The sequence below is a fragment of the Paenibacillus flagellatus genome (genome assembly GCF_003217775.1).
Lineage (GTDB): Bacteria > Bacillota > Bacilli > Paenibacillales > NBRC-103111 > Paenibacillus_AB > Paenibacillus_AB flagellatus.
This window is the reverse complement of the sequence record NZ_QJVJ01000012.1, coordinates 84,095-106,782: the sequence shown is the minus strand read 5'-3', so window position 1 is coordinate 106,782 and position 22,688 is coordinate 84,095. Positions and strand designations below refer to the sequence as shown.

Sequence of the window (22,688 nt, the reverse complement as noted above, 5' to 3'; positions counted from 1 at the left end):
AAGCTCTCGTTTTCGTACCATTATGCGGCATTCCGTTTGTATGCGCGCACCGCAAATCGATTGGCGACGATCATGATCCCGATGCACCACGCTAAAGCGACCCAGATATCGTTGCCAACCGGCTGACTGGACAATAATGCACGGATGGTCTCGACGATCGACGTCACCGGCTGGTTCTCGGCAAAGACGCGTACGACGGACGGCATCGTCTCGGTCGGCACAAAGGCGGAACTGATGAAGGGCAGGAAGATCAAAGGATAGGAAAAGGCGCTTGCTCCTTCCACCGTTTTGGCGGACAGTCCGGCAATGGCCGCGATCCAAGTCAAAGCCAGCGTAAACAGCACGAGAATACCGACTACGGCAAGCCAGGACAGTATCCCCGCAGACGAGCGAAAGCCTATAAGGAGCGCTACGAGAACGATGACGGCAACCGAAATGACGTTGGATACCACCGACGTCAGCACGTGCCCCCACAGCACGGTGGAACGCGCAATCGGCATGGAGCGGAACCGCTCGATGATGCCCCGTTGCTTATCCAAAAACAGGCGGTAAGCCACGTAGGCCACCCCGCTGGCAATCGCCATAAGCAGTATGCCGGGCAGCAGGAAGTTCACATAGTTATCCGTACCGGTCTCGATTGCGCCGCCAAACACATAAACGAACAGCAGCATCATCGCAATCGGAGTGAGGCAGACCGTGAAGATGGTGTCCAGACTGCGGAAAATATGGCGCATGGAACGTCCGAGCATCACGCTCATATCGCTGAAAAAATGGCTTTTTGCCGTCTCCATCAGATAGCCTCCTTTTTACCGATGATGGCGAGGAATATTTCCTCCAAGGTCGGCTGTTTTTCCACATACTCGACCTTCGCTTTCGGGAACAGCCGCTTCAGCTCCGCGAGCGTGCCGCCGGCGATAATCCTGCCCTCGTGCAGAATGGCAATTCGGTCGGCAAGCTGCTCGGCTTCCTCCAAATACTGCGTGGTCAAAAATACCGTCGTGCCGCCTTCGGCGAGCTCTTTTACAATTTTCCAAACCTCGATACGCGCTTCGGGGTCAAGGCCGGTCGTCGGCTCGTCGAGGAAAAGGATCTGCGGGTTTCCCACAAGGCTTAAGGCGATGTCGAGCCTGCGGCGCATACCACCCGAATAGGTGGACGGCTTGCGGTCGGCCGCGTCGGTTAAACCGAAACGTTTCAGCAAGTCGTCCGCAACTTGACGCGGACGATCCAGATGCCGCAGCCTGGCTATCATGATCAGATTTTCCCGCCCGGTCAAGATTTCGTCCACGGCGGCGAATTGACCGGTCAGACTAATCGCATGCCGCACATTCTCGGGTTTTGCCGCGACGTCAAATCCGTTTACGGCGGCGGTGCCTCCGTCCGGTTTGAGCAGCGTGGCGAGGATTCGGACAATGGTCGTCTTGCCCGCGCCGTTTGCGCCAAGCAGAGCGAAAATCTCGCCCCTCTTCACTTCCAAATCGACGCCCTTCAGGACTTCCGTGTTCTTGAAGGACTTTCGCAGACCTTTCACTTCAATTGCTTTTTTCATCCCGATATCCCCTTTTACTTTGTTTTATCGGAAGCCTTGTTCATGGCCTTGTTGCCTTCTCGGGCAACAGATTCTTGATAGATATCGGAGTAAGTTTTCGAGTCTTTGATTAGATCGTCGCAGAAAGCCGCTACGTCGCTGCCCGTCACTTCAAGCACACCTTTCCCCAAGGACGCGCCCTCTTCAAAAAGATCGACAATCCCCGAGAGCAAACCCGTCCCGTCGGTTAGCTCGACAGGTCCGACCTTAAAGAGATATTTTTGAATCTCTTTATAAACAATCTGATAATCTTTCGGGAGCGCTTTGACACGGGCCATGTGCGCCCGCCACTCCTTTTTGCCTTCGATGATCTCTCGTATTTTCATTGGAACCTCCTATTTCCCTAGTTTTTTGGCGATATTACGGTTCAGCTGCTCGCGCCACTTGTCGCGAAAAGACTTTGCCCCCGCTTCGCCGGCCAGCGCCGAACAGAAGCCTTCGATATCGTCACCCAAAGCCTCTCGGACGCTCTGACCGTCCGCCGCCGTTTCTTCAAGCAGGCCAAGCACACCGTCAAGAATGGGCATGAGGCTGCGGCCGGTGAAATCGGAGTGCGGCCAAAGATTGGCATTAATTTTCTCCCACGCCGCTTGATATTCAGCCGGCAGCTTTTTGACTCTCGATTCAAACGCTTTGAATTCTTTCGTCATGTCGCTGCCGGTGATTTTTTCCCAAAAATTCATTGTTTTGCCTCCTTTAACTCGTTCAGTTTCGACGAGACGAACTCCCACTTTTCCCAGAACCTCCGCAGCTCCTCGCGCCCCGCGTCGTTGATCGCGAAAAACTTTCGCGGCGGTCCCATTTCGGAGGGCTTCTTGGTAATCTCCACCAGCTTGTTTTTCTCAAGCCGGATCAGGATCGTGTACACCGTTCCCTCCACGACATCCGTGAAGCCGAGGGCGTTCAGCCGCCGCGTGATTTCGTAGCCGTAGCTTTCCTTGCGGCTTATAATTTCAAGAACACAGCCCTCGAGCACGCCTTTGAGCATTTCCGTCAGGTTTTCCAGCATAAACACTCCTTGCTATTCTGTATCACTGGTATGAAGTATTACTTACTACCACTATAAAGTAACACGCAGTAGCCGGTTTGTCAATGGCGTTTGCGCTGATACGAAGGTAGCTGTGCGCGACGCGGCCCGACAGCTTGCGCGAGGCGATTGCCCGGCGAGCTGTAGCCGTGCGAGAAGCTCACATCGGATCGTAGTCGGCAACGACCAGAACATCCATGTGCCGAGCGGACCGAAGCAATTTTTTCAAAATAGAGCCTTGCCATAATCCCTTCCAAAAGGACGCCTTCGTTTGTCCTACAATCATTTGCGTAGCTCCATGCTCGGTCGCTTGGCGTACGAGAACGTCGGCAACCTCCTTCGTCTTTCTCGAATGTCGGATCTCAAAAATCCCCCCTAATCTCTCCGTCAATTTTTTCAGGACTTCAAGCCGTTGCGCCAATTCGGAAGGTTGGGTTGCATGCTCTACCCGAACGTACGTCACGTACCAAACGGCTTTCAACCGGTAGGCAATCCGAAATCCTCTGCGAATGAGTCTTTCGGCGTTCTGCATGCTGCCCACGCACACATAAATGACTTCTTTGCGTCGCCACGGTCCTCTGAGAGAACCGCTGCGTTCCCATGCCTCCAGCCTTTCGTCCACATCATCGGCTATTTCCCGAAGCGCCAACTCCCGAAGCGCAATCAAATTACCCGTTTTGAAAAAGTTGTTAAGGGCTTGGTGAACCTTTTCCATCGCATAGATTTTGCCTTCCTTCATCCGCTGCTGCAACGATTGAGGAGTCACATCAATCAGCTGCACTTCGTCCGCCAATCTCAATATATGATCCGGCACCGTCTCTCGGACTCGCACGCCCGTTAATTGTTCGACGGAATCATTCAAGCTCTCCAGATGCTGAACATTGACCGTAGCAATGACCGATATGCCTGCAGCCAACACTTCAAGGACGTCTTCATACCGTTTCTTGTTTTTGCTGCCGGGAACGTTTGTATGCGCAAGCTCGTCGATCAATACGACATCCGGATTGCGCCGGATCAACTCGTCCGTATCCATTTCTTCCAATCGGGTTCCTCTGTAATCGATCGCCTTTCGCGGCAAAACTTCAAGCGCGCCTACTTGATCCATCGTTTCTTTGCGGCCGTGCGTCTCGAGCAATCCGACACATACTTGGATCCCCTTTTTCAACAGGTCGTTACCTTCCCGCAGCATCGTAAAGGTTTTTCCGACTCCGGGAGCGGCGCCGATGTACACCTTGAACCGTCCTCGCCGGATATGCCTCATTTTTTGATTCAACTCTTGCGAGCTTAACCGGCGGAACAAATCGGCGTCTTCATCCGGCTTGGACATTTGGGCCGGCAAAATGCGCTCTCCTTCGTGTTCCACCCGGTCGGCTACGACGAAAATATCGACATTGCGCGTCTTCTTCAGCATGGCATGCACGATAGAACCTTGCCAAAATTCCTGCCATCTGTTTTTTTTGGAATGACCGAGCACGATGCGTGTCACATTATTATTCAGGGCATACTGGACAAGGACGCCTGGCAAAGCTCTTCTTGAACCGAGCGGTAACTCTTCAAACTCGGCTCCGATTCGTTCGACCAGCTTCATGATGGAACGTTTTAATGCGGCCTCATCATTGCCGAGTTGTTTTTTGGGATTGACAAACGTTACGACACGCATATCCCCGTTTAGTCTTCTGGCGATTTGTTGTCCTTTGCGTACGTAGATTGAGCCGTTCCAGTGATATTGCGCAGACACCAGAATCCGTTCCGCGGCGCCGGATGGACCGACCAGCCCCAGTTCCTCGCGGAACTTTTCAAGGGAATCGTTAACCCCTTCGGCAACCAAACGCAAAGCTAGCTCGCGCAGCACCTCCAAATTGCCGCGCTTCAACATCTCGGAGCTTTGTCCGCGCAACGTTCCTTCCTCTACCCGGCTTAATATCGTTTCCGGGGTCACATCGATGAGCACCACTTCATCCGCCATATCCAGCGTGTCCGGCGGCACCGTTTCGGAAACTTCGATACCGGTCAGCTTCTTCGCGATCATGCGAGCATCTTCCAGCTCGTATACGTTCACGGTCGTGATGACGCTGATGCCGCGGCGGAGTAAAAACCGGATATCCTCGAGCCGGGTCGGAAATCGGGCGTTGTCCCGATTGTGATGAGCCAATCCGTCGACGAGAACGACTTCGGGATTTCTTTCGATCAGGGCCTCCAAGTTTAGGTCTTTCCTTTCCTTTCCATCCTTTTGCCAATGTATGCTCGGAACTCGCTCCAGCCTCCCGATCTGTTCCGCCGTCTCCGGACGCCGCATCGTCGATACGGCGCAAATGACGACATCGATCCCTTGATCACGCAGCGCTTGACCCTCTCGCAGCATATGGTACGTCTTCCCCGATCCGCTCACGGCACCGATATATACTTTCAGCCGACCGCGATGGAGCTTGGAGATGGATAGCAGTATTTCTTCCGGCGTCTTCCTTTTGAAATTCACCATGGGACCCCACCCTCGGATTCGATTTCCCATTCCGGACCATGAAGAAGAACATGTCGAGAAGAACTCAGCGCGTCATCCCGACATGTTCTCCAAAACCTTGTTAGTTGCCAAGCCATCCATTCAAGGCCAAGTTCAGCTTCAGCACGTTTACCCGAGGCTCACCGAATAGGCCGAGATCCCTCCCGTCGGTTTTCGCATCGATCAGCTTGTTCAACCGATCGATGGAAAGCCCGGTCCGCTTACTGATTCGAGGCACTTGCACTTTGGCCGATTCCGGCGTAATGTGCGGGTCGAGCCCGGAGCCGGAGTTCGTGATCAGGTCGATCGGAAGCCGGCCAATCGGTACTTCCGGGTTATTCTTTTTCCACTCTTCGATCGACTCCTCCGTCCGCTTCAACATATCCGGGTTGGAAGGCGCGTAGTTGTTCGAACCCGACGCCTCCGCCCTATAATCGATGCTGGACACGCGGCCATGGAAATAGTTGGGGTCCGTAAACTTCTGTCCGATCAGCTCCGAGCCGACAACCTCTCCTTTGGCGTTCTCGACCAAGCTGCCGTTTGCATGGGCCGGGAATAGCACCTGGGCTACCCCCGTGCATGCCAGGGGATAGACGATGCCGCACAGCACGATAAATACGAAACTGATCCGTATGACGACTCCCGGAGACAGCCGGTCCGTCTCCCGCTCGATGTTCGCCGATTGCTTCATCCTTTGCATCCCTCTCATGGTCTTTATTTAAATCCACAAATGAACGACAAGATCGATCAGCTTGATCCCGACGAACGGAACGGCGATGCCGCCCAGACCGTAAACGAAAATATTGCGCTGCAGCAGCTTCGTCGAGCTCATCGGCTTATACGCGACCCCTTTCATGGCGAGCGGAATAAGCAGCGGAATAATGATTGCGTTGAAAATGAGCGCAGACAATATGGCCGAGAGCGGCGAGCCGAGCTTCATGACGTTCAATACTTCCATTTCGGGAATGGCCAGCGTGAACATCGCCGGGATGATGGCGAAATATTTGGCCACATCGTTGGCGATGCTGAACGTGGTCAAGGCGCCGCGCGTCATGAGCAGTTGCTTGCCGATCGCGACGACTTCGATGATTTTCGACGGATCGGAGTCCAAATCGACCATGTTCGCCGCTTCTTTTGCCGCCACCGTACCGCTGTTCATCGCGAGCCCGACGTCCGCTTGCGCCAGCGCCGGGGCGTCGTTCGTGCCGTCTCCCGTCATCGCCACGAGCTTGCCTTCCGCCTGCTCCCGGCGAATGACCGCGATTTTATCCTCCGGCTTGCTTTCCGCGATAAAATCGTCCACGCCGGCTTCGAGGGCGATCGTGGCCGCTGTGAGCGGGTTGTCGCCCGTGCACATCATCGTTTTGATCCCCATTTTGCGCAGCTGATCAAACCTCTCCCGCATTCCCGGTTTGACCGTATCCTTTAAATAAATCAATCCGAAAATGGAGTTGTCTACGGCTACGGCGAGAGGCGTACCGCCTTCTTTGGCAATTGAATTTCCTTTTTGTTCCAAATCGGACGGAATGGATCCGCCTTGGGCTTCCACCCACTTTTTGACGGCATCGACCGCACCTTTGCGGACTTTGCGTCCGTCCTTCAAATCGATGCCGCTCATGCGGGTTTCGGCTTTGAATGCGATGAATTCCCCGTCAATCGGAACGGATTCGTCATAAGAGAGTCCTTGCTTCTTCATCAATTCCAGCACCGAGCGGCCTTCCGGCGTCTCGTCCTTCACGGATCCGATCGCCGCCCATTCTGCAACCGTCATAACGTTCTCGGAGCCGACGGGGACAAATTCGCTTGCCATCCGGTTGCCGAACGTGATCGTCCCCGTTTTGTCCAGTATCATCGTGTTGATGTCGCCCGACGCTTCCACCGCTTTGCCGGACATGGCGATCACATTGAACTGCGTCACGCGGTCCATGCCCGCAATTCCGATCGCGGACAGCAATCCGCCGATCGTCGTCGGAATCAAGCAGACGAGCAGCGAAATGAGGACCGGGACGGAAAGCCCGATTTCCAAATATTTCGCAATCGGGGCGAGTGTCACGACGACAATCAGAAAAATGAGCGTCAGGCTCGTAAGCAACGTATTCAGCGCGATTTCATTCGGCGTCTTCTGCCGCTTCGCCCCTTCGACCAACGCGATCATCCGATCGAGGAACGACTCGCCGGGATCGCTCGTCATCTTCACTCGGATCCGATCGCTTACGACGCGGGTCCCCCCCGTTACGGAACCGAAGTCGCCGCCGGCTTCCTTGATGACCGGTGCCGATTCTCCCGTTATCGCCGATTCGTCGACGGATGCCAACCCTTCGATCACCTCGCCGTCGCCGGGAATTAGTTCGCCCTGCGACACGACGACGATATCGCCTTTGCGAAGGTCGGATGACGGTACTTGCTTCATAACGCCGTTTACGTCTATGTTCGCCGTTATCTCCTTCTTCGTCTTCTTGAGCGAATCGGCTTGCGCTTTGCCGCGGCCCTCCGCCAACGCTTCCGCGAAGTTGGCGAACAATACCGTAAAAAGCAGGATCAGAAATACGGTCAAGTTGAAGCCCATGCTTTCTTCCGTGCCGAAGTAACCCGGAATCAAGGTCATCAGAAGTACGATGAACGTCCCAACCTCGACGACGAACATGACCGGATTTTTCGCCATGGCGATGGGATTCAGTTTGATGAAGCTGTCTTTGACGGCGTTTATGACGATGTCGCCGGTCACCGATTTCTTCCTATTCGTACTCATGGTCGCAGTCCACCTCTTTATCAACGAATCGTCAAATATTCCGCAATGGGACCCAGCACGATCGCCGGCAAAAACGTCAGCGCCCCGATAATCAGCACGGTGCCCACTAAAATTCCGGCGAACAGGCCGTTATCCGTACGGAACGTACCGATCGTCTCCGGAACCCATTGCTTGCGCATGAGAGATCCGGCGACCGCCAGAAGCGCGAGCATGGAAATGTAACGGCCGAATAGCATGACGAGCCCCGTGGACATATTCCAAAACGGCGTATTGTCGCCGAGCCCCTCGAAGCCCGAGCCGTTGTTGGCCGCAGAGGAGGTGTATTCATACAAGACTTGCGAAATGCCGTGGAAGCTTGGATTCGTAATAGCCGCTTTGCCGAGCTCCGACCCGAACGCAATGGCGGTCGGAGCCAAGATGATTAGCGGATGGGTCAATATCGCGATCGCGATCAGCTTCATCTCGCGCGCTTCGATTTTGCGTCCCAAAAACTCCGGCGTCCGCCCAACCATCAAACCGCACAAGAACACGGCCAAGATCGCGTACATCAGCATGTTGACCAGACCGACGCCTTTGCCGCCGAACACGCAGTTCAGCATCATAAGTGCAAGCGGCGTTATTCCGCCGAGCGGCGTCAGCGTATCGTGCATATTGTTGACCGTACCGGTCGTTGCCGCCGTCGTTACTGTCGTGAACAAGGCGGATTGCGGGATGCCGAATCGCACTTCTTTTCCTTCCATGCTGCCTTGGGAGGCGTCGATGCCCAGTCTGTTCATCGCCGGATTGCCGTTGGATTCGGATACGTACGCCAACGACAAGAACATAACAAACAAGATCATCATCGCCGAGAAAATGACCCAGCCCTGCTTGCGGCTTTTGGCGAACAAGCCGAACGTGTAAGGGAGTGCCGCCGCCACCATCCACATGGACAACATTTCGATCACGTTGGTGACCCCGTTCGGATTTTCGAACGGATGGGCCGAGTTTGCACCGAAAAATCCACCGCCGTTCGTACCCAAATGCTTGATGGATTCCAAAGAAGCGACCGGTCCGATGGCGATTTTCTGTTCCTGTCCTTCGAGGCCCGTTACGGACAGCGTCGGCTTCAGCGTTTGCGGAACCTGGAAAGCGACCAGAATCATCGCGACGATAAAGGCGAGCGGGAAAAAGATGCGCGTATGCGCCTTGACGAAATCCTCGAAGAAGTTCCCGATCGTTCGTCCTTTGCTCGTGATTCCTCTTACGAACGCGATGGCGACGCACAAGCCCGTCGCGGCGGACGTGAACATCATCATCATGATAACGGCCATCTGGGAAAAGTAAGACAGCCCCGTTTCCCCGCTGTAATGCTGCAAGTTCGTGTTGGTCATGAAGCTGATGACCGTATTGAACGTCAGCGTCTGTTCCATGTTGTCGATCCCGTTCGGATTGAACGGCAAAAACTTTTGCGTCCTCAGTATGAAATAACCGACGGCCGCCATCGCGATATTGGTTAACAGAAAGCCGAGGCCGTATGTTTTCCAAGTCATGCCCTTGCGTTCCTTCAATCCGATCAAGGCAAAGATCGGTTTTTCGGCCCACGCGAACCATTTGTCCGTGACGTTCGCCTCATTGCGGAAAACGTTGTACAAATAAGTGCCCATCGGTTTGACCGACAGGATCAGCAGCACGATCACGACGACAATCTGCAAAATGCCCATGGTTAACGATGCCCTCCCTTATCCCGACCCGTTAAAACTTCTCCGGGTGCATCAATGCGTAGACCAAGTAAAGAAAAAGAAATACGGTGCATGCATAAACAATGATCATTCGCGTTCCCCTCCCGTATCCTCGATCACCTTGCCGCACCAGGCCATGAAACCGGCGAACAGGATATAGGTACCTGCAAGGATCACAATCATGTATAGATCCAACATTCGAATCCCTCCAACAACGATGTCGTTCAAGTCGTCAGAGAAGGCAACAAAAAAAAGCCTGCGAACGGAGAAGGTCTCCTCTAGCGGCTTCTTCTGGCACGGCCGAATAAACCGTGTCGTCGGAATGACGATCGATGGTTGCCTCTCCCTTGCGCTTACGAGGTTAGCTGACGGATTCGGGCGGTGAGAGTCGCCCTACCTTGTGCCCATTGTCGTACATCGGCACAAGGATTCACCCCATGCGGCTCCGGCCGGCTCGCTCTCACACAAGCCCGATCCGCGAACCGCGATTGGTTCCCCCGTTTTCCTGATCGGAAATTCAGCGATTTCGGAATGGAAATCGTTCCATTCATGGATCGTATCTTACTCCCCTCCATGCCAGGTGTAAAGCAGCACGCGTTGCGTGTCCGTCGATATAGGGAGCGAAACGATGGAGATAGCGTTCTCTTCACAGGCGATCTCCGTATTTCTCGCCAATACTTGCCGTTTCACCCCTTTATCTCGATTTTTATGGAATTTTTACGCCGAATGCGATATCTTTTATCCGTTTTTTACGGTACATTGGATTCGGATTACCGTTTCCGGGACCATGTCCTGTCATGGAAAGGGGCCGGAATAAGGAAGGCGGGAAGTGATACAACGTGCTTAAGCCTAAGCTCTTCGGCAAGCCGTGGATGCCTTATGCAAGCGTCACGATGATGATCGCTCTACTGACAGCAGCCTTGCATCCGTTTGGACTCGCTTTCGATTTGGTCAATATCGCGCTTGTTTTTTTATTTCCCGTGCTTATAAGCGCGGTCTATTGGGGAAGCCGCCCCGCTTTCTTCGCGGCGGTCTTGAGTGTATTGGCGTTCGATTTCTACTTCGTCCCTCCCGTGTTAAGCTTCACGGTGGCGGACTTGCGCTATTTGGTTTCATTCGGCGTTTATTTGGCGGTAGCCGCGCTAACGGCCAGCTTGGCGGCCAGGCTAAAGCAGCAGTTGCACGTTTCCAAGCGGAGAGAGGCGCATACGGCCGCACTCTATGCGCTAAGCCGACAAATTAGCGCCTTCGCGGACGTCCCTTCCTTGCTGGATAACGTCTCCCGGCAAATATCGCTGACCGTCGGCGCGGAAGTCGCCGTGTATATGGCGAATGACGACAACAGGCTGATACTCGCCCACCGGTCCGCCGCTCACAACGATTGGGGAGAAGGCGATGGAGAAAAGGTTATAGCCAAATGGGTATACGAGCACGGCCAACCGGCCGGAAAAGGGTCCCCTACGTTAAAAGAATCTCCGGGTTATTACGTTCCGCTCCGGACCGAGGACCGCGTATACGGGGTGTTGGCGATTAATCTAAAAGAATGGAACGGCGAGTTCTCCACCGATCAACGGCTTCTGCTGGATGCTCTCGGCGGTTTGGCGGCAAGCGCGATAGCCCGCGCGGAGTTGGCGGAGAAAGCCAAAATCGCCCATTTGACGGCAGAATCGGAACGACTGCGCACCGCGATTTTGGATTCCGTCTCCCATGAGCTTCGTACACCGTTGGCGACCATGATCGGCTCGGCAACCGCACTTATCGAGGGCGATCCGCTGTTCTCGGCGGAGGATCGGACGGAACTGCTCTCGACGATCAGGGACGGCGCCCTGCGTATGAATCGATTGGTGAAAAATTTACTTGGCATGGCGCAATTGGAAAGCGGGATGCTGCGTCTAAGGAAGCGTTGGTGCGACGTGGAGGATTTGATCGGTGTCGCCCTGGCTCAGGTCAAAGATTTTCAGCAGCATCGCAAGATAAGGGTACGGCTGCCGGAATGCGTCCCTCCGGTGCCGGGCGACGAAGGGTTGTTGGAGCAGGTGCTGGTCAATGTGCTCGGCAACGCGATCAAATATAGCCCGGATCGCAGCGAAATCGATATCTCCGTTTCGGCCGATGAAGACGAACTGATCCTCTCCGTCGCCGATCGAGGGAACGGACTGGCCGCCGACGAATACGATCGGATATTCGAAAAATTTTATCGCTCCGATGCAACCGTGCATGTGACCGGTACGGGACTGGGATTGGCGATTTGCAAAGGGATCGTGGAGCTTCACGGGGGGACGATTTCGGCGAAGCCGAATCGGCCTCAAGGCACCGTGATTCGAATTGCGCTTCCCCTGAACGAACGAAGCGGACCAGACGCGGCGCCTCAAGAAAAGGGATCAGGGGGGGATGACCATGAATGAGCACGGCGCCCGCATTTTGATCGTCGATGACGAGCCTCAAATTCGCAAGCTTCTGAAAGTGACGTTGCAGGCGCATCAATTCGACATTCACGAAGCGTCTACAGGCGAGGAAGGCGTGCGGCAGGCGTCCATGATCGTTCCGGATTTGATCGTGCTCGATCTCGGGCTGCCGGACCTGTCCGGCATGGACGTGCTTAGCCGCATCCGGGACTGGTCGAGTGTGCCGGTCATCGTCCTGACGGCAAAAGACCGGGAGGAAGACAAGATTGCGGCGCTGGACAGCGGCGCCGACGATTACGTGACCAAGCCGTTCGGCATGGGCGAGCTGATCGCCCGAATTCGCGTGGCGCTGCGGCATGTGGCCAAGTCGGCGAATGAGCCCCTTCTCCAAATCGGCAAACTGACGATCGATCTGGCGCAGCGAATCGTGGAGTTGAACGGCGAGCGGGTCAAGCTGACGCCGACGGAGTACGACCTTTTGAAGATATTGGCCTCCAACGCCGGGAAAGTCGTGACACAGCGGCAGCTGCTCCAGCAAGTGTGGGGCGGTCAGCACCATGAGGCCGATAGCCATTACTTGCGGGTGTATATCGGCCACTTGCGCAAAAAGCTGGAGGAAGACTCGACTCGACCCAAATTTATCATTACGGAACCGGGTATCGGGTATCGCTTTTTGTCCCGGGAATAACGGGATTCGATTTTTTGCTGCCGTCTAGCGGTACAATCATGCTCCCATTTTCGACACAAACCTATCCTCGTTCTCCGCGCAGCGAAAAGACGCGTTCCCCGCCTCGGCCGAGGTTGGTTACGCGTCTTTTCAGCATTCGAACCGCTATTCCCGAAGCGTCCAAGGCGGTGTTTGCGGCTGCGGCAAATTCATCGCCCGGATGCGCGCCTTGCCTTCGTCTGACAAACCGACCGACCATTTGACGAAAAATTCCGTCAAATCTTCCCCGGCCAGCTTGGACGCCGTCACGGCGAACGTGTCGATCTGCTGCTGATTCGTTCCGGGCCGCTCCTCCTTCGGCATTTCCCGGTAATGCGCGAACAGCCGGGTATAGAACGGCCAGCCGTATGCCATTTGCAGCTGCTTGAACAGCACGAGACGATCGTAGTTGTCAAGCTGGCCGTATTTTTTGTTCGGATCGGCGCTTTCCAGGAAGTCGATCGCCCGCTGGTAGTACGTTTTGCCGTTTTTCGTCTTCAGCAGCTCCGAAGGGTTTCCGTACTTCTCTTGAATGAACAGGGAGTAGATGTTGACGGTCACTTCGCCCACGTCCCCCCACGTCCACGCGCTTTGCTGGTACTCGTGCCCGAGCTCGTGCCAGTACCCCCACGCCTTCGTCTTGATGTAGTCCAGATTCGTCAAGTCTTTACCGGCGCCGAACGGAGCCATGATCGGGTAACCGGCGTGCAGCGCCCCGGAGCTGATCTGGCGGTCCACGACGTAATAGCGGGGGTACCGCTCCGCCGTATGCGGCAGCGGCGCCGTCGGCGATTGCCCGGACAGCCCGTCGTAGCTGTCCACGATGTCGTCCCACGTCTTCATCAGCTCTTCCGGATTCGTCAGCTCGCGGATAAACTCGGACGGCACGGTCAGCACGATCCGCTCGCTCTTCAGCTCGGCGTACGGGGTAGCCGGGCTGCCGCGCATCGCGTCCCACTGCTCGGCCGTCGTCTTGCCCAGCTCGTAATAAGGCGCCTGAACGGCCCCGCTTATCGTCACCGTCACGGTTTTGCCCGCCGTCGGCTTCATCGGGATCAAATAAATCATCCCGCCGTACGGGCTGCTGACCTGCACCGTACCCGGCGTCAGCTTCTTGAAGTGCACGAGCAGCGGCACCCGGTTCCACGTCGACGATCCGCGCAGGTCGTCGTCCGTCGAGCCGATTTGGACGGACACGTTCTCGGTTCCGGCCGGTACCTCGAGCGTCACCGTCTTTCCCGGAGGCGCGTACAGGCCGGTGCTGACCCAGTTTTTGTTCGGCAGCCGCAGCGAATAATTCACGTCCTCCGGGAAATCGAGGTCCACCTCCACTTCCCTGCCGGTCACCGTCGGGGCGTCGTCGGCCACTCGTCCCGGAAAATCGTCCGCGTACGGAGACTTCGCGTTGCCCGGATCGAGCGTGAAATGACTGAACTCGAAGTTCAGCAGCGCGTTGCGATACGGTTGGTTCACCTTGACGATCGGGAAATCGACCTCTCCGAAACGCCGCACCTCCTGCTCCGCCCAGGCGTACAGGTCCGTCTCCGGCGTGATCGTCTCGAGCGTTTCCGTCAAAACGTCCGTCAGCAGCTGCCGCTTCTTGGCCGGGGCGGCCCCGGGGAGCCCGATGTCGATTTGCTCGATGGCGAGCGTTCCTTCCTCCAGCCCCTTTCCTTGCTCCAGCCGGACGCGGATCCGGTTGTTCACCGCCTGCTCGGGCGTGAGCGCCGTCGGCGAGGCGACCGCCGCCAGCTCCCGGTTCATGAGCGACAAGCCGGCACGGTTGAGCAGCCTCTGCACCGGGAAGTCCGCACTGATCCGGGCGCCGCGCCAGTTGCCGATGCGGACGCGCTCCTCGAGCGGCGTGGAGCGGGTAATGCTCTCGAGCGGCCGTCCGTTCTGCGCGACGATCAAGGCCCCGCCCCGCCGGACGTAGTCGTCGAGCGCTTCCGCATCCGCTTCGGTCATCGTGCCGTCCGCATAGGCGACCGCCACCTTTTGCGGGTTCAAGTTCCCATTCGCCCAGCTTTCGACGCGGACGACCTCAATCGGCAGCGCGGGGTCGACGGCCAAGCTGCCGGACGTCGTCGCCAGCCGAATTTTTTTGTTTCCCCGGCTCGCCAAAGCGTCCTCGTACCGGTTCGTCCTGTCGTTGCCGCCCCCTTGGTTCGTATGGGCTTCGTCGGTCAGCCAGAGCAGCACGTTCCGCGCCAGCGTCCTTTGCGCTTCGTCGGCCGACGGGGAAAGGTTCGCATATTGCGCGCTGCCGGACAACACGATCCGCCCTTTCCCGTAGCGGGCCGCACCGATGGAGGCCATCCCTTCGGGAGCGGATACCGGAAACGCCGACTCGCCGAGGATGCCGACGCCGCCCGTTCCTCCGTATACGGGAATGCCCGTCAAATCCCGGTACAGCATATCCAAATCCCGCCGCAGCACGCGGTCGGCAGAATCGGGCTGTGCCTTCCTATCCGCAGCCGTATCGATCGAAGCGCCGGCCGCGCCCGCCTCGGCCGCAGGCGCGGCCGCCTGCGACAGCCCGCCCTCCGCCCGCACGGCGGGAACGGCCGGCGTCAGCGTGACGAGCGAAACGCAAAGACATGCGCCGATTGTCGTTTTGATGAGGTTCATCCCATCGTCTCCTTCCTTGTTCGACGATCCGTTACCAATATCGCTGCCAATCTTTCATGATGCGCACAAGCGCTTCGAAGTAGAAGTAATCGCCCCAGATGCAGCATTCGTCGATGCCGTTGCCGAGCGGCTTTCCGTATACGGCGTGCAGCAGCACGCCGTTCGAATGCGGCGCGGACGCCGTCGTATAACGGTCCGCGAGCGATTCGAGCATGAGCAGCGCCGCATTCTCGTAGAGGCGGCGGTCCGGATCCGCAAGGGGCATATGGCCGGCCAGCTCCAGCATGCCGCAGGCGGCGATGGCGGCGGCCGAGCTGTCCCGCTCCTGGTCGCCTTCGGTGAAGATCAGATCCCAATAGCACACATAGTCGTCCGGAATCCGGTTCAGGAAATAGTTCGTCACGCGCCGGGCGTCCTCCAGCAGAGCCGCCTCCTTCGTGTACGCATAGCTGAGCGGCAGCCCGTATATCGCCCACGCCTGGCCGCGCGACCAGCACGAGTCGTCGGAGTAGCCTTGGGCCGTCTTGCCGAACCGGGGCTCCCCGGTCTCCGCATCCATATAGAACGTATGGTACGTGGACGAATCGTCGCGGATCAAATACGCCGCCGATTGCCGCGCGTGGCTGACGGCGGCGCGACGATAGGCGGGGTTACCGGTCACCCCGGAAGCCCAATAAAGCAAAGGCAAATTCATGCAGCAATCGACGATCATCCGGCCCCGCTGGTTCGGATTGCCCAGATTCCCCCATGCCTGAATAATGCCCGCCCGCTCCAAATACCGCTCCATCAACAGATCCGCCGCCGTCAGGGCGATCCGCTTCGCCTCCTCGCTGCCGGTCAGCTTGTGCGCGGCGACGCAGGAGAGCGAATACAGGAAGCCCAGGTCATGCGTTTCCGTGGCGATCCGCTTCTCCGCGCGCTCCTTATAGCTTTCCAGCTGCCGCTCGGCGGCGGTCCGGTATTTGTCCGCGCCCGTCGTCTCGTAGGCGAGCCACAGCATGCCCGTCCAGAACGACGACGTCCATTCCGTATTGCCGATCGGCTCGTAGACGTTGTGGCGGCTCGCCGGCGACGGGAATCGGTCGGAGAACGCGTCCAAATTCCGGTCGATCCTCTCGACGACAAATGCGGCCGCCGACTCGGCCTTTTCCAGCGTCCAAGCCGGAGCTTGGGCGAATTTCGAAGGGGTGCGTATCGCTTCCTTCCGCTTGTTCTTCATGTCAGTCCTCCCTGTGTCGTACTTACGGGGCGAATGCGCTCACCCGATATTTGCCCGGCGTGACCCCCTCCAATTTTTTGAACGCCCGGATGAATACGACGTCGTTCGTATACCCGACCATCTGGGCCAGCTGCGCGTTCGTCAGCTCGGATCGTTCCATCAACCGCTTGGCCATCTCGATGCGGGAGCGCGTAATGTGGTCGATCAAATTGTGCCCGCTCGTCTTCTTGAAGAAGCTCGACACGTATTGGGGGGTCATGCCGAATTGATCCGCGATCATGGTCAAGCCGAGATTGGCGTCGGACAAGTTCCGCTCGACGAAAGACATCATGTCGTGCAGCAGCTGCTTGCTGTGGTCGCTCGCATCGGTTTGGAACGAACGGGCGAGCGTATCGTACAGCCTTTTCGTCTCCGCATGCATCTCCTCCGCCGTCCCGCAGCCGAACAACTGCTTGACCGGATCGAAGTCGCGTCCCAGCAGCGCGTCGGGATCGAGGTTGCTTGCGTTAATAATTTTCAGGAACGTGCTTACGATGTTGAAAAACAAACATTTTCCGAGCTCCGGGGTCATCCCCCCCGAGTGAAAGTTCATCTCGAACAAATTGTCCAGCAGCTTGCCGACATGCTCCGCATCCCCGCTTTTCACCGAATTGACGAGCTGAACCTCGAATTCGATCGGGTAGTAATAATGCGGCTTCGCTTCACGAATGTCCCCGAAATGGATGATGGCGTTTCTCCCCTTGAACATGCGGTAATCGAGCGCCGCCATCGCTTCGAGATAAGCGGCCCCGATTCGCCCCGCCCCTTCATGGACGCCGCTCGCGGCGATCGTGAGAGACACGGCGAACCGCTCCTTCATGATCGTATGAAGCGTCTCCGCCATCTCGTGCAGCTCCTCGGCCTCTGCGGCGCCGGTCTCGCGGAAATTGATCAGAAACGCCACCCGATCGCGCTCCAGATCGACGGCATAGCCCAGATGACGCGCATTCGCGACGTCCGTCCCGATATTCGAGACGATGAAACGGATTTGCGCCCACAATCGCTCCGTCTGCTCCCCTCCGAACCGGGATATTTCCTCCACTTGGACGAGGAAAACGGCAAACCGTTCCGATTCGAAGCGCACGCCCATGAAGTCGAGCGACAGCTGCTCCTCCTCGACCTGCTCGGGATCGACATGCCCCCGGATCAGCCGCGACAAAAAATTGGCGCGGATGGCGGGGGTTTGCCGGGAAAGCCGGTCGCGCAAATGCCGTTCCTCCGTAAACGAGCCTTCGATCGTTTGCCGGATGAATTCGTATTCGTTCGCCACCGACCGGCCGGCGATCGGCTTGCCCTGCATAATCGCGTCGACGGTACGCTTCACCGGACGGTAATGCCGGTAGGCGAACCCGCACGCCGCGACCGCCCCGATGACGAGCGAGAAGACGAGGACGGTCAGCGCCAGCTTCTTGATTTGGGTGACGCGCTGCATGAACCGGTCCATCGGCATGACGGACACGTAGTGCCAGCCGGTCTGCTCCGACGACGTGTAGGAGATCATGCTGTCGACGCCGTCGAGCGGCTCGTCGAACAAGCCCGAAGGTCCCGCCAGCCGGTTCAGCACCCGCTCCGGGAGCGGCTCGCCCTGCCCGGTGCTGGCGATGACGGTGCGGTTCCGGTCGACGATATAGATGGCGCTGTCGTTCGCCGTTTCGATCTGCCGGAACATGTCCTGTACCTGCTCTTCGTCGATCAAAATGACGAGCGCCCCCCGCATGCCGGACACGTCGTGAAGCGGCAGCGACTGGACGTAGGTGATGACGCCCGCCGGGTTGCCGTCGCCGTCCTCCGGGTTTTGCAGCAGCACGCGGGAAGGCAGGTAGGCCATATTGCGGTAGCCGCTCAGCACCGATTGCCGCCACGCTTCGTAGTCCATATCCCGGTACTTGTAATATTTGTCGTAAAACGTCCGGGCGTCGGTGCGCAGGCCCGGCTTCAGGATGACGTCTCCCGTCTGCACATGCACGTAAAAATCTTTCACGAATCCGCTTACAAAACTTTGGTAGCGGTTCAAGTAATCGCGGACGAACTCCACTTGCCGGTAGGACTCCGTACGATCGTCGCCTTCCGTATTGAGCAGGAAGTTCAGCTTCGGATTGAAGGCGACCTGCTTGGCGAGAATATCCACTTCCTTGAGCTTGTTGTCCACCGACAGCCGCAGCTGTTCCAGCATCGCCGAATTCGAGCGCTCCGCATTGTGCTCCATCACCTTCTCCACCCAGACGTACAGGAACAATCCCATCGCCATCGGAAGCAGCAGAATGAGCATGTTGGAGACGATCATCGCGTTCAGCACTCGGCTCCGGCCGCGCTTGCGCAGACGGGGCATCAGGTCGGATATCCGGATCATGACGCATTCCCCCATGGATAAGTAAGGTAAACTGATCATGACTGTTTCGCCAAGCCGGTGCCGGTCTCCTCCCGTCCGAGCCCGCCGCGCCCCGCCGCCGCCCGTCCGAGCGCTAGACGCGGACGAGCTTCACCGAGCGCAGCTTCACGGCGGCCGCCTGCCAAATTTCCGGGCCGGCCGGCTTCGGCTTCGCCTGCCGCGAGCGGAGGACGAGCGTGTGCGTGCCCGGCGCCTCGATCGCGATGCGCCCGATCACCGAGTGAATTTCCTGATACGGGTGCTGGCACGAAATGGAGTCTTCGACGACCCGGTCTTCCTTCGGCACGCACGCCACCGACCGGCCCGCCGCTTCGACGGACACTTCATGATCGTATTCGCGCTCCCATACGGCGCCGCTTTTCTTGAAGCTGACCAGCACGACGTCGAACAGCCCCGGCTCGACCGCCTTGAAGCTCCAGCGGGCCGTATTCGTCCCGCTCCCCTCGGCGATGTCGGCTAGCGCCAAGTCCGCCTTCAGCGATCCGGACGCTTGCGGGACGAGCGTGCGGTCCACGTCCGGCTCGCCCTCGATCTCCAGCGCGATCACCGACACGTAATCGTCCGGAGCGTGTTCCGGTACGCGAACCGCCATCGTATGATGATCGGTTTCCGCCCGGTATTCCTGCCGCACGTCGAGCGGCCGCCGTTCCGGATCGGCGAGCGCATACGCCTTGCGGACGTTGTTCTTCAGTCCGTTCAGGACGAGCTCCCCGTTCGGCCAATTTCCGTTGTACACGTGGAGGTAGACGACGCCCGGCTTAACCGTTACGGCGCCCCATTCCAGCTCGTACGGGAACGGGCTCTCGCCGGTGCCGTAAATCGCTTCGCCGTTCCTCCCGAGCCAGGCGCCCACCTCCTCCAGCCGCTCGACCGACTTCTCCGGAATGACGCCCAGCTCCGTCGGCCCGACGTTCAGAAGCAGGTTGCCGCCCTTGCTGACGATATGCACCATTTTGCGGACGAGGGCGTCCGCCGTTTTCCATACTTGATCTCTCGTGCTGTATCCCCACGACTGGTTCAGCGTCATCGGCGTTTCCCACGGTCGCGTCTCTTCGCCGTACATCGGAATTTCGTTGTCGCCCTTCGACTGGTAGTCGCCGAAGCCCGGCCAATGGCTCACTCTGCTGTTGATCAGGCAATCCGGCTGAAGCTCGCGGATCATCGCCACGATCGCTTCGCTTTCTTTGCGGGACAGCCCGCCGGACGTGTCGAACCAGAGCAGGCCGACAGGCCCGTACTCGCTCAGCAGCTCGCGGATTTGCCCTTTCGCCTTGTTGTTCCAGTAGCTGTAGAACGCCTTCTTCTCCAGCTCGTAATCCCACAAGTTGTTGTACGTGTCGTGCAGCGCGTGCGGGTGGTGCCAGTCGATCACGTGCGAATAGTAAAAGCAGAGCCGGATTCCCGCCTCCCGGCACGCGTCGGCCAACTCCTTCATCGGGTCTCGGCCGAACGGCGAGGCGTCGACAATATTGAACGGATCCGCCTTCGAACGGTACATGGCGAAGCCGTCGTGGTGCTTCGCGGTAATGACGATATACTTCATGCCGGCCCTTCGGGCGACGTCGACCCATTCCTTGGCGTCGAACTCGACCGGATTGAACTCGCTTGCCAGCTTCTCGTATTCGCTCACCGGGATTTTCGAGGCGTACATCACCCATTCGCCCCGGCCGAGCAGCGAGTAAACGCCCCAATGGACGAACATGCCGAACTTGGCGTCCTTCCACCAGCGCAGCCGGCTTTCCTTTTCGGTTTCGGTTCCTATCGCGTTGACCATGCGGCTTCCTCCTCGTTCATGGTGCTGGTTGTCATTCTTTTAACGAGCCGATCATGACGCCCTTGACGAAATATTTTTGCAGAAAGGGGTACAGGAGCAAAATCGGCAAAGTGGACACGATGATCGTCGCGTATTTGATCGTTTCCGCTATGGCGATCTTGTCCTCCGCCGCCGCTCCCGTCATCATGCCGTCCGTCGTGTTCGTGATCAAAATTTCGCGCAGCACGAGCTGCAGCGGGAACAGCTCCCGGTCGCGCAGGTAGATCAAGGCGCTGAAGTACGAGTTCCAATGCCCGACCGCGTACCACAAGATCATGACCGCGATGACCGGCATGGACAGCGGAATAATGATCCGGAACAGCACGGTCAGATCGTTGGCCCCGTCGATTTTCGCGGATTCCTCGAGGCTTGCGGGAACGGATTGGAAGGCGGTCCGCATGATGATCATGTTGAACGTGCCGATCGCTCCCGGAATGAGCAGCGCCCAAACCGTGTTCAGCATGCCCAGCTTGTTGATGAGCAGGTAGGTCGGAATCAAGCCCCCTCCGAAAAACATCGTGACGACGATCAGCAGCATGAGCGCGTTTTTGAAATACAGGTTTCTCCGCGACAGCACGTACGCTCCGATCGCCGTCGCCACGAGATTGATCGCCGTCCCGGCCGCCACATAAAACAGCGTGTTCCGGTAGCCGGTCGTGATCATCGGGTTGTCGAACACCGCCTTGTAGGCGTCGAAGTTGACGCCGAGCGGCTTGAGCAGCAGTCCGCGGTGCTGAGCGAGCGAGGCGGGGTCGCTGAGCGAGGCGAGCGCAACGTACACGAACGGGTACAAGGTCGCAAAGCAAAGCCCGAGCATGAACAGCGTATTGAAGACGGTGAACGCTTTTTCTCCGGCGGATAACCGGTTCGGCATGGCCCTGCCCCCTTTCTACCACAAATGGTGTTCGCTGACCCGCTTGCTGATCGCGTTCGACAACATGAGCAGCACGAAGCTGACGACGGAATTGAACAGCCCGACGGCCGCCGTGAAGCCGTAGTCCGTCTCCAGCACGCCTCTCCGGTACACGAAGGTGGAGATGACGTCCGCCGTCTCGTACGTGAGCGGGCTGTACATGAGCAGCACCTTCTCGCTCCCGACGCTCATCATCGAGCCCATGTTCAGAATGAAGATAATGACGATCGTCGGCATCATCCCGGGGAGCGTGATGTGCAGCATCTGCTTCCATCGGCCGGCCCCGTCCATCTTCGCCGCTTCGTACAAGGTCGGATCGATCGTGGCGATCGCCGCCAGGTAGATGATCGAGCCCCAGCCGACGCCCTGCCATATGCCCGAGCCGACGAACAGCGTCCGGAACCAGCCGGGCTCCTTCATAAACTGGATCGATTCGATGCCGAAGAAGGCTAGGATTTGGTTGACCAATCCGTCTCTCGCGAGGAAATCGAACAGAATCCCGACGACGACGACGATCGAGATGAAATGCGGCAAATACGATATCGTCTGCACCGCGCGCTTGAACAAGCCGCCGCGGATTTCGTTCAGCAAAAGCGCCAGGATGATCGGCGCCGGAAAGGCGAACAGCAGCTCGTAGACGTTGATCAGAACCGTATTGCGCAGCAGCCGCCAAAAGTAATAGCTTTCGAAAAAATTGCGGAAATGGTCGAACCCGACCCACTTGCTCCCCCAGACGCCGTCCGGTATGCTGTAATCTTTAAACGCGATCAGCAGCCCGTACATCGGACCGTAGTGGAACACGGCGTAATACAGGACGACGGGCAGCGCCAGCAGGTAAATGATTTTATTCCGCTTCCAATCCTTCGCAATCGTCTTCCACGTTCCCGGCTCTCGGACGGAAACGGCCGCATCCCGGTTTTCGAGCGTATAGTGCCGTGCAGCAGACAACCGAATCCCCACTTTCCCGATGTAAAATGCGGGCGGCGGAGGAGGC

At 57.6% G+C, this 22,688-nt stretch carries 18 protein-coding genes, 1 pseudogene and 1 riboswitch; of the genes and pseudogenes, 3 read left to right on the top strand and 16 right to left on the bottom strand.

Annotated elements, in window-relative coordinates; all coding sequences use genetic code 11:
* Positions 1-20 precede the first annotated feature (20 nt).
* The 10 genes from DLM86_RS24240 to kdpF all read right to left on the bottom strand — a co-directional run bounded on the left by DLM86_RS24240 (position 21) and on the right by kdpF (position 9,670).
* Positions 21-791 (bottom strand): ABC transporter permease, encoded by a 771-nt coding sequence (locus DLM86_RS24240; protein ID WP_110842656.1) that lies wholly within the window; start codon positions 789-791, stop codon positions 21-23.
* A complete protein-coding gene (locus tag DLM86_RS24235) occupies positions 791-1,549 on the bottom strand; it encodes an ABC transporter ATP-binding protein (RefSeq protein WP_110842655.1) in 759 nt (252 codons plus the stop codon). Before DLM86_RS24235 ends, DLM86_RS24240 begins: the two co-directional genes overlap by 1 nt.
* A gap of 14 nt (positions 1,550-1,563) precedes the next feature.
* Positions 1,564-1,914 carry a DUF1048 domain-containing protein gene (locus DLM86_RS24230; protein WP_110842654.1) on the bottom strand — a complete coding sequence of 117 codons (351 nt, stop codon included), beginning with the start codon at positions 1,912-1,914 and terminating at the stop codon, positions 1,564-1,566.
* 9 nt (positions 1,915-1,923) lie between these two features.
* Positions 1,924-2,271: a DUF1048 domain-containing protein gene (locus DLM86_RS24225; protein ID WP_110842653.1), complete on the bottom strand. Its 348-nt coding sequence runs from the start codon at positions 2,269-2,271 to the stop codon at positions 1,924-1,926.
* The gene (locus DLM86_RS24220) at positions 2,268-2,597 is read right to left on the bottom strand and encodes a PadR family transcriptional regulator (RefSeq protein WP_110842652.1); all 330 of its coding nucleotides are present in this window, start codon (positions 2,595-2,597) and stop codon (positions 2,268-2,270) included. The genes DLM86_RS24225 and DLM86_RS24220 overlap by 4 nt, the downstream gene beginning before the upstream one ends.
* Before the next feature lie 178 nt (positions 2,598-2,775).
* Positions 2,776-5,094 carry a universal stress protein gene (locus DLM86_RS24215; RefSeq protein WP_110842651.1) on the bottom strand — a complete coding sequence of 773 codons (2,319 nt, stop codon included), beginning with the start codon at positions 5,092-5,094 and terminating at the stop codon, positions 2,776-2,778.
* Positions 5,095-5,194: 100 nt separating this feature from the next.
* The gene (gene kdpC / locus DLM86_RS24210; RefSeq protein ID WP_211326579.1) at positions 5,195-5,803 is read right to left on the bottom strand and encodes a potassium-transporting ATPase subunit KdpC; all 609 of its coding nucleotides are present in this window, start codon (positions 5,801-5,803) and stop codon (positions 5,195-5,197) included.
* A 27-nt stretch (positions 5,804-5,830) separates the two neighbouring features.
* Positions 5,831-7,861 (bottom strand): potassium-transporting ATPase subunit KdpB, encoded by a 2,031-nt coding sequence (gene kdpB, locus DLM86_RS24205; RefSeq protein ID WP_110842650.1) that lies wholly within the window; start codon positions 7,859-7,861, stop codon positions 5,831-5,833.
* A gap of 20 nt (positions 7,862-7,881) precedes the next feature.
* Positions 7,882-9,561 (bottom strand): potassium-transporting ATPase subunit KdpA, encoded by a 1,680-nt coding sequence (kdpA, locus tag DLM86_RS24200; RefSeq protein WP_110842649.1) that lies wholly within the window; start codon positions 9,559-9,561, stop codon positions 7,882-7,884.
* Between the two features lie 31 nt (positions 9,562-9,592).
* Entirely contained in the window at positions 9,593-9,670 is a 78-nt protein-coding gene (gene kdpF, locus DLM86_RS33235; RefSeq protein WP_425453997.1) for a K(+)-transporting ATPase subunit F, read from the bottom strand.
* 244 nt (positions 9,671-9,914) lie between these two features.
* A riboswitch (cyclic di-AMP (ydaO/yuaA leader) is annotated at positions 9,915-10,112 on the bottom strand.
* A gap of 339 nt (positions 10,113-10,451) precedes the next feature.
* Here kdpF and DLM86_RS32830 point away from each other — a divergent pair.
* The 3 genes and pseudogenes from DLM86_RS32830 to DLM86_RS24185 all read left to right on the top strand — a co-directional run.
* A pseudogene (locus DLM86_RS32830) lies at positions 10,452-10,766 on the top strand (DUF4118 domain-containing protein); the annotation flags it as partial.
* Between the two features lie 78 nt (positions 10,767-10,844).
* On the top strand, positions 10,845-11,984 hold the full coding sequence (locus DLM86_RS24190) for a sensor histidine kinase (protein WP_245954889.1): 1,140 nt from the start codon (positions 10,845-10,847) through the stop codon (positions 11,982-11,984).
* The gene (locus DLM86_RS24185; RefSeq protein WP_110842647.1) at positions 11,971-12,672 is read left to right on the top strand and encodes a response regulator; all 702 of its coding nucleotides are present in this window, start codon (positions 11,971-11,973) and stop codon (positions 12,670-12,672) included. Before DLM86_RS24190 ends, DLM86_RS24185 begins: the two co-directional genes overlap by 14 nt.
* A 144-nt stretch (positions 12,673-12,816) precedes the next feature.
* Here the strand turns inward: DLM86_RS24185 and DLM86_RS24180 are convergent, their stop codons facing one another.
* From DLM86_RS24180 to DLM86_RS24155, 6 genes are all read right to left on the bottom strand, one after another.
* Complete coding sequence (locus tag DLM86_RS24180; RefSeq protein WP_110842646.1) at positions 12,817-15,321, bottom strand: M60 family metallopeptidase; 2,505 nt, start codon at positions 15,319-15,321, stop codon at positions 12,817-12,819.
* Positions 15,322-15,352: 31 nt separating this feature from the next.
* Positions 15,353-16,540 carry a glycoside hydrolase family 88 protein gene (locus DLM86_RS24175; RefSeq protein ID WP_110842645.1) on the bottom strand — a complete coding sequence of 396 codons (1,188 nt, stop codon included), beginning with the start codon at positions 16,538-16,540 and terminating at the stop codon, positions 15,353-15,355.
* 22 nt (positions 16,541-16,562) lie between these two features.
* Positions 16,563-18,929, bottom strand: coding sequence for a helix-turn-helix domain-containing protein (locus DLM86_RS24170; RefSeq protein WP_110842644.1), 2,367 nt, complete (start codon positions 18,927-18,929; stop codon positions 16,563-16,565).
* 112 nt (positions 18,930-19,041) lie between these two features.
* Positions 19,042-20,742 carry an alpha-L-fucosidase gene (locus tag DLM86_RS24165; RefSeq protein ID WP_110842643.1) on the bottom strand — a complete coding sequence of 567 codons (1,701 nt, stop codon included), beginning with the start codon at positions 20,740-20,742 and terminating at the stop codon, positions 19,042-19,044.
* A 31-nt stretch (positions 20,743-20,773) separates the two neighbouring features.
* Positions 20,774-21,655, bottom strand: coding sequence for a carbohydrate ABC transporter permease (locus DLM86_RS24160; protein WP_110842642.1), 882 nt, complete (start codon positions 21,653-21,655; stop codon positions 20,774-20,776).
* Between the two features lie 15 nt (positions 21,656-21,670).
* Complete coding sequence (locus DLM86_RS24155; protein WP_110842641.1) at positions 21,671-22,642, bottom strand: ABC transporter permease; 972 nt, start codon at positions 22,640-22,642, stop codon at positions 21,671-21,673.
* Between the last annotated feature and the right edge of the window lie 46 nt (positions 22,643-22,688).

Coding starts and splice junctions, on each gene's coding strand:
- DLM86_RS24235 (WP_110842655.1), bottom strand. CDS start 1,549: ATGAAAAAAGCAATTGAAGTGAAAGGTCTGCGAAAGTCCTTCAAGAAC.
- kdpC (WP_211326579.1), bottom strand. CDS start 5,803: ATGAAGCAATCGGCGAACATCGAGCGGGAGACGGACCGGCTGTCTCCG.
- DLM86_RS24225 (WP_110842653.1), bottom strand. CDS start 2,271: ATGAATTTTTGGGAAAAAATCACCGGCAGCGACATGACGAAAGAATTC.
- DLM86_RS24175 (WP_110842645.1), bottom strand. CDS start 16,540: ATGAAGAACAAGCGGAAGGAAGCGATACGCACCCCTTCGAAATTCGCC.
- kdpA (WP_110842649.1), bottom strand. CDS start 9,561: ATGGGCATTTTGCAGATTGTCGTCGTGATCGTGCTGCTGATCCTGTCG.
- DLM86_RS24230 (WP_110842654.1), bottom strand. CDS start 1,914: ATGAAAATACGAGAGATCATCGAAGGCAAAAAGGAGTGGCGGGCGCAC.
- DLM86_RS24180 (WP_110842646.1), bottom strand. CDS start 15,321: ATGAACCTCATCAAAACGACAATCGGCGCATGTCTTTGCGTTTCGCTC.
- DLM86_RS24215 (WP_110842651.1), bottom strand. CDS start 5,094: ATGGTGAATTTCAAAAGGAAGACGCCGGAAGAAATACTGCTATCCATC.
- DLM86_RS24240 (WP_110842656.1), bottom strand. CDS start 791: ATGGAGACGGCAAAAAGCCATTTTTTCAGCGATATGAGCGTGATGCTC.
- DLM86_RS24185 (WP_110842647.1), top strand. CDS start 11,971: ATGACCATGAATGAGCACGGCGCCCGCATTTTGATCGTCGATGACGAG.
- DLM86_RS24170 (WP_110842644.1), bottom strand. CDS start 18,929: ATGATCCGGATATCCGACCTGATGCCCCGTCTGCGCAAGCGCGGCCGG.
- kdpF (WP_425453997.1), bottom strand. CDS start 9,670: ATGATCATTGTTTATGCATGCACCGTATTTCTTTTTCTTTACTTGGTC.
- kdpB (WP_110842650.1), bottom strand. CDS start 7,861: ATGAGTACGAATAGGAAGAAATCGGTGACCGGCGACATCGTCATAAAC.
- DLM86_RS24165 (WP_110842643.1), bottom strand. CDS start 20,742: ATGGTCAACGCGATAGGAACCGAAACCGAAAAGGAAAGCCGGCTGCGC.
- DLM86_RS24220 (WP_110842652.1), bottom strand. CDS start 2,597: ATGCTGGAAAACCTGACGGAAATGCTCAAAGGCGTGCTCGAGGGCTGT.
- DLM86_RS24160 (WP_110842642.1), bottom strand. CDS start 21,655: ATGCCGAACCGGTTATCCGCCGGAGAAAAAGCGTTCACCGTCTTCAAT.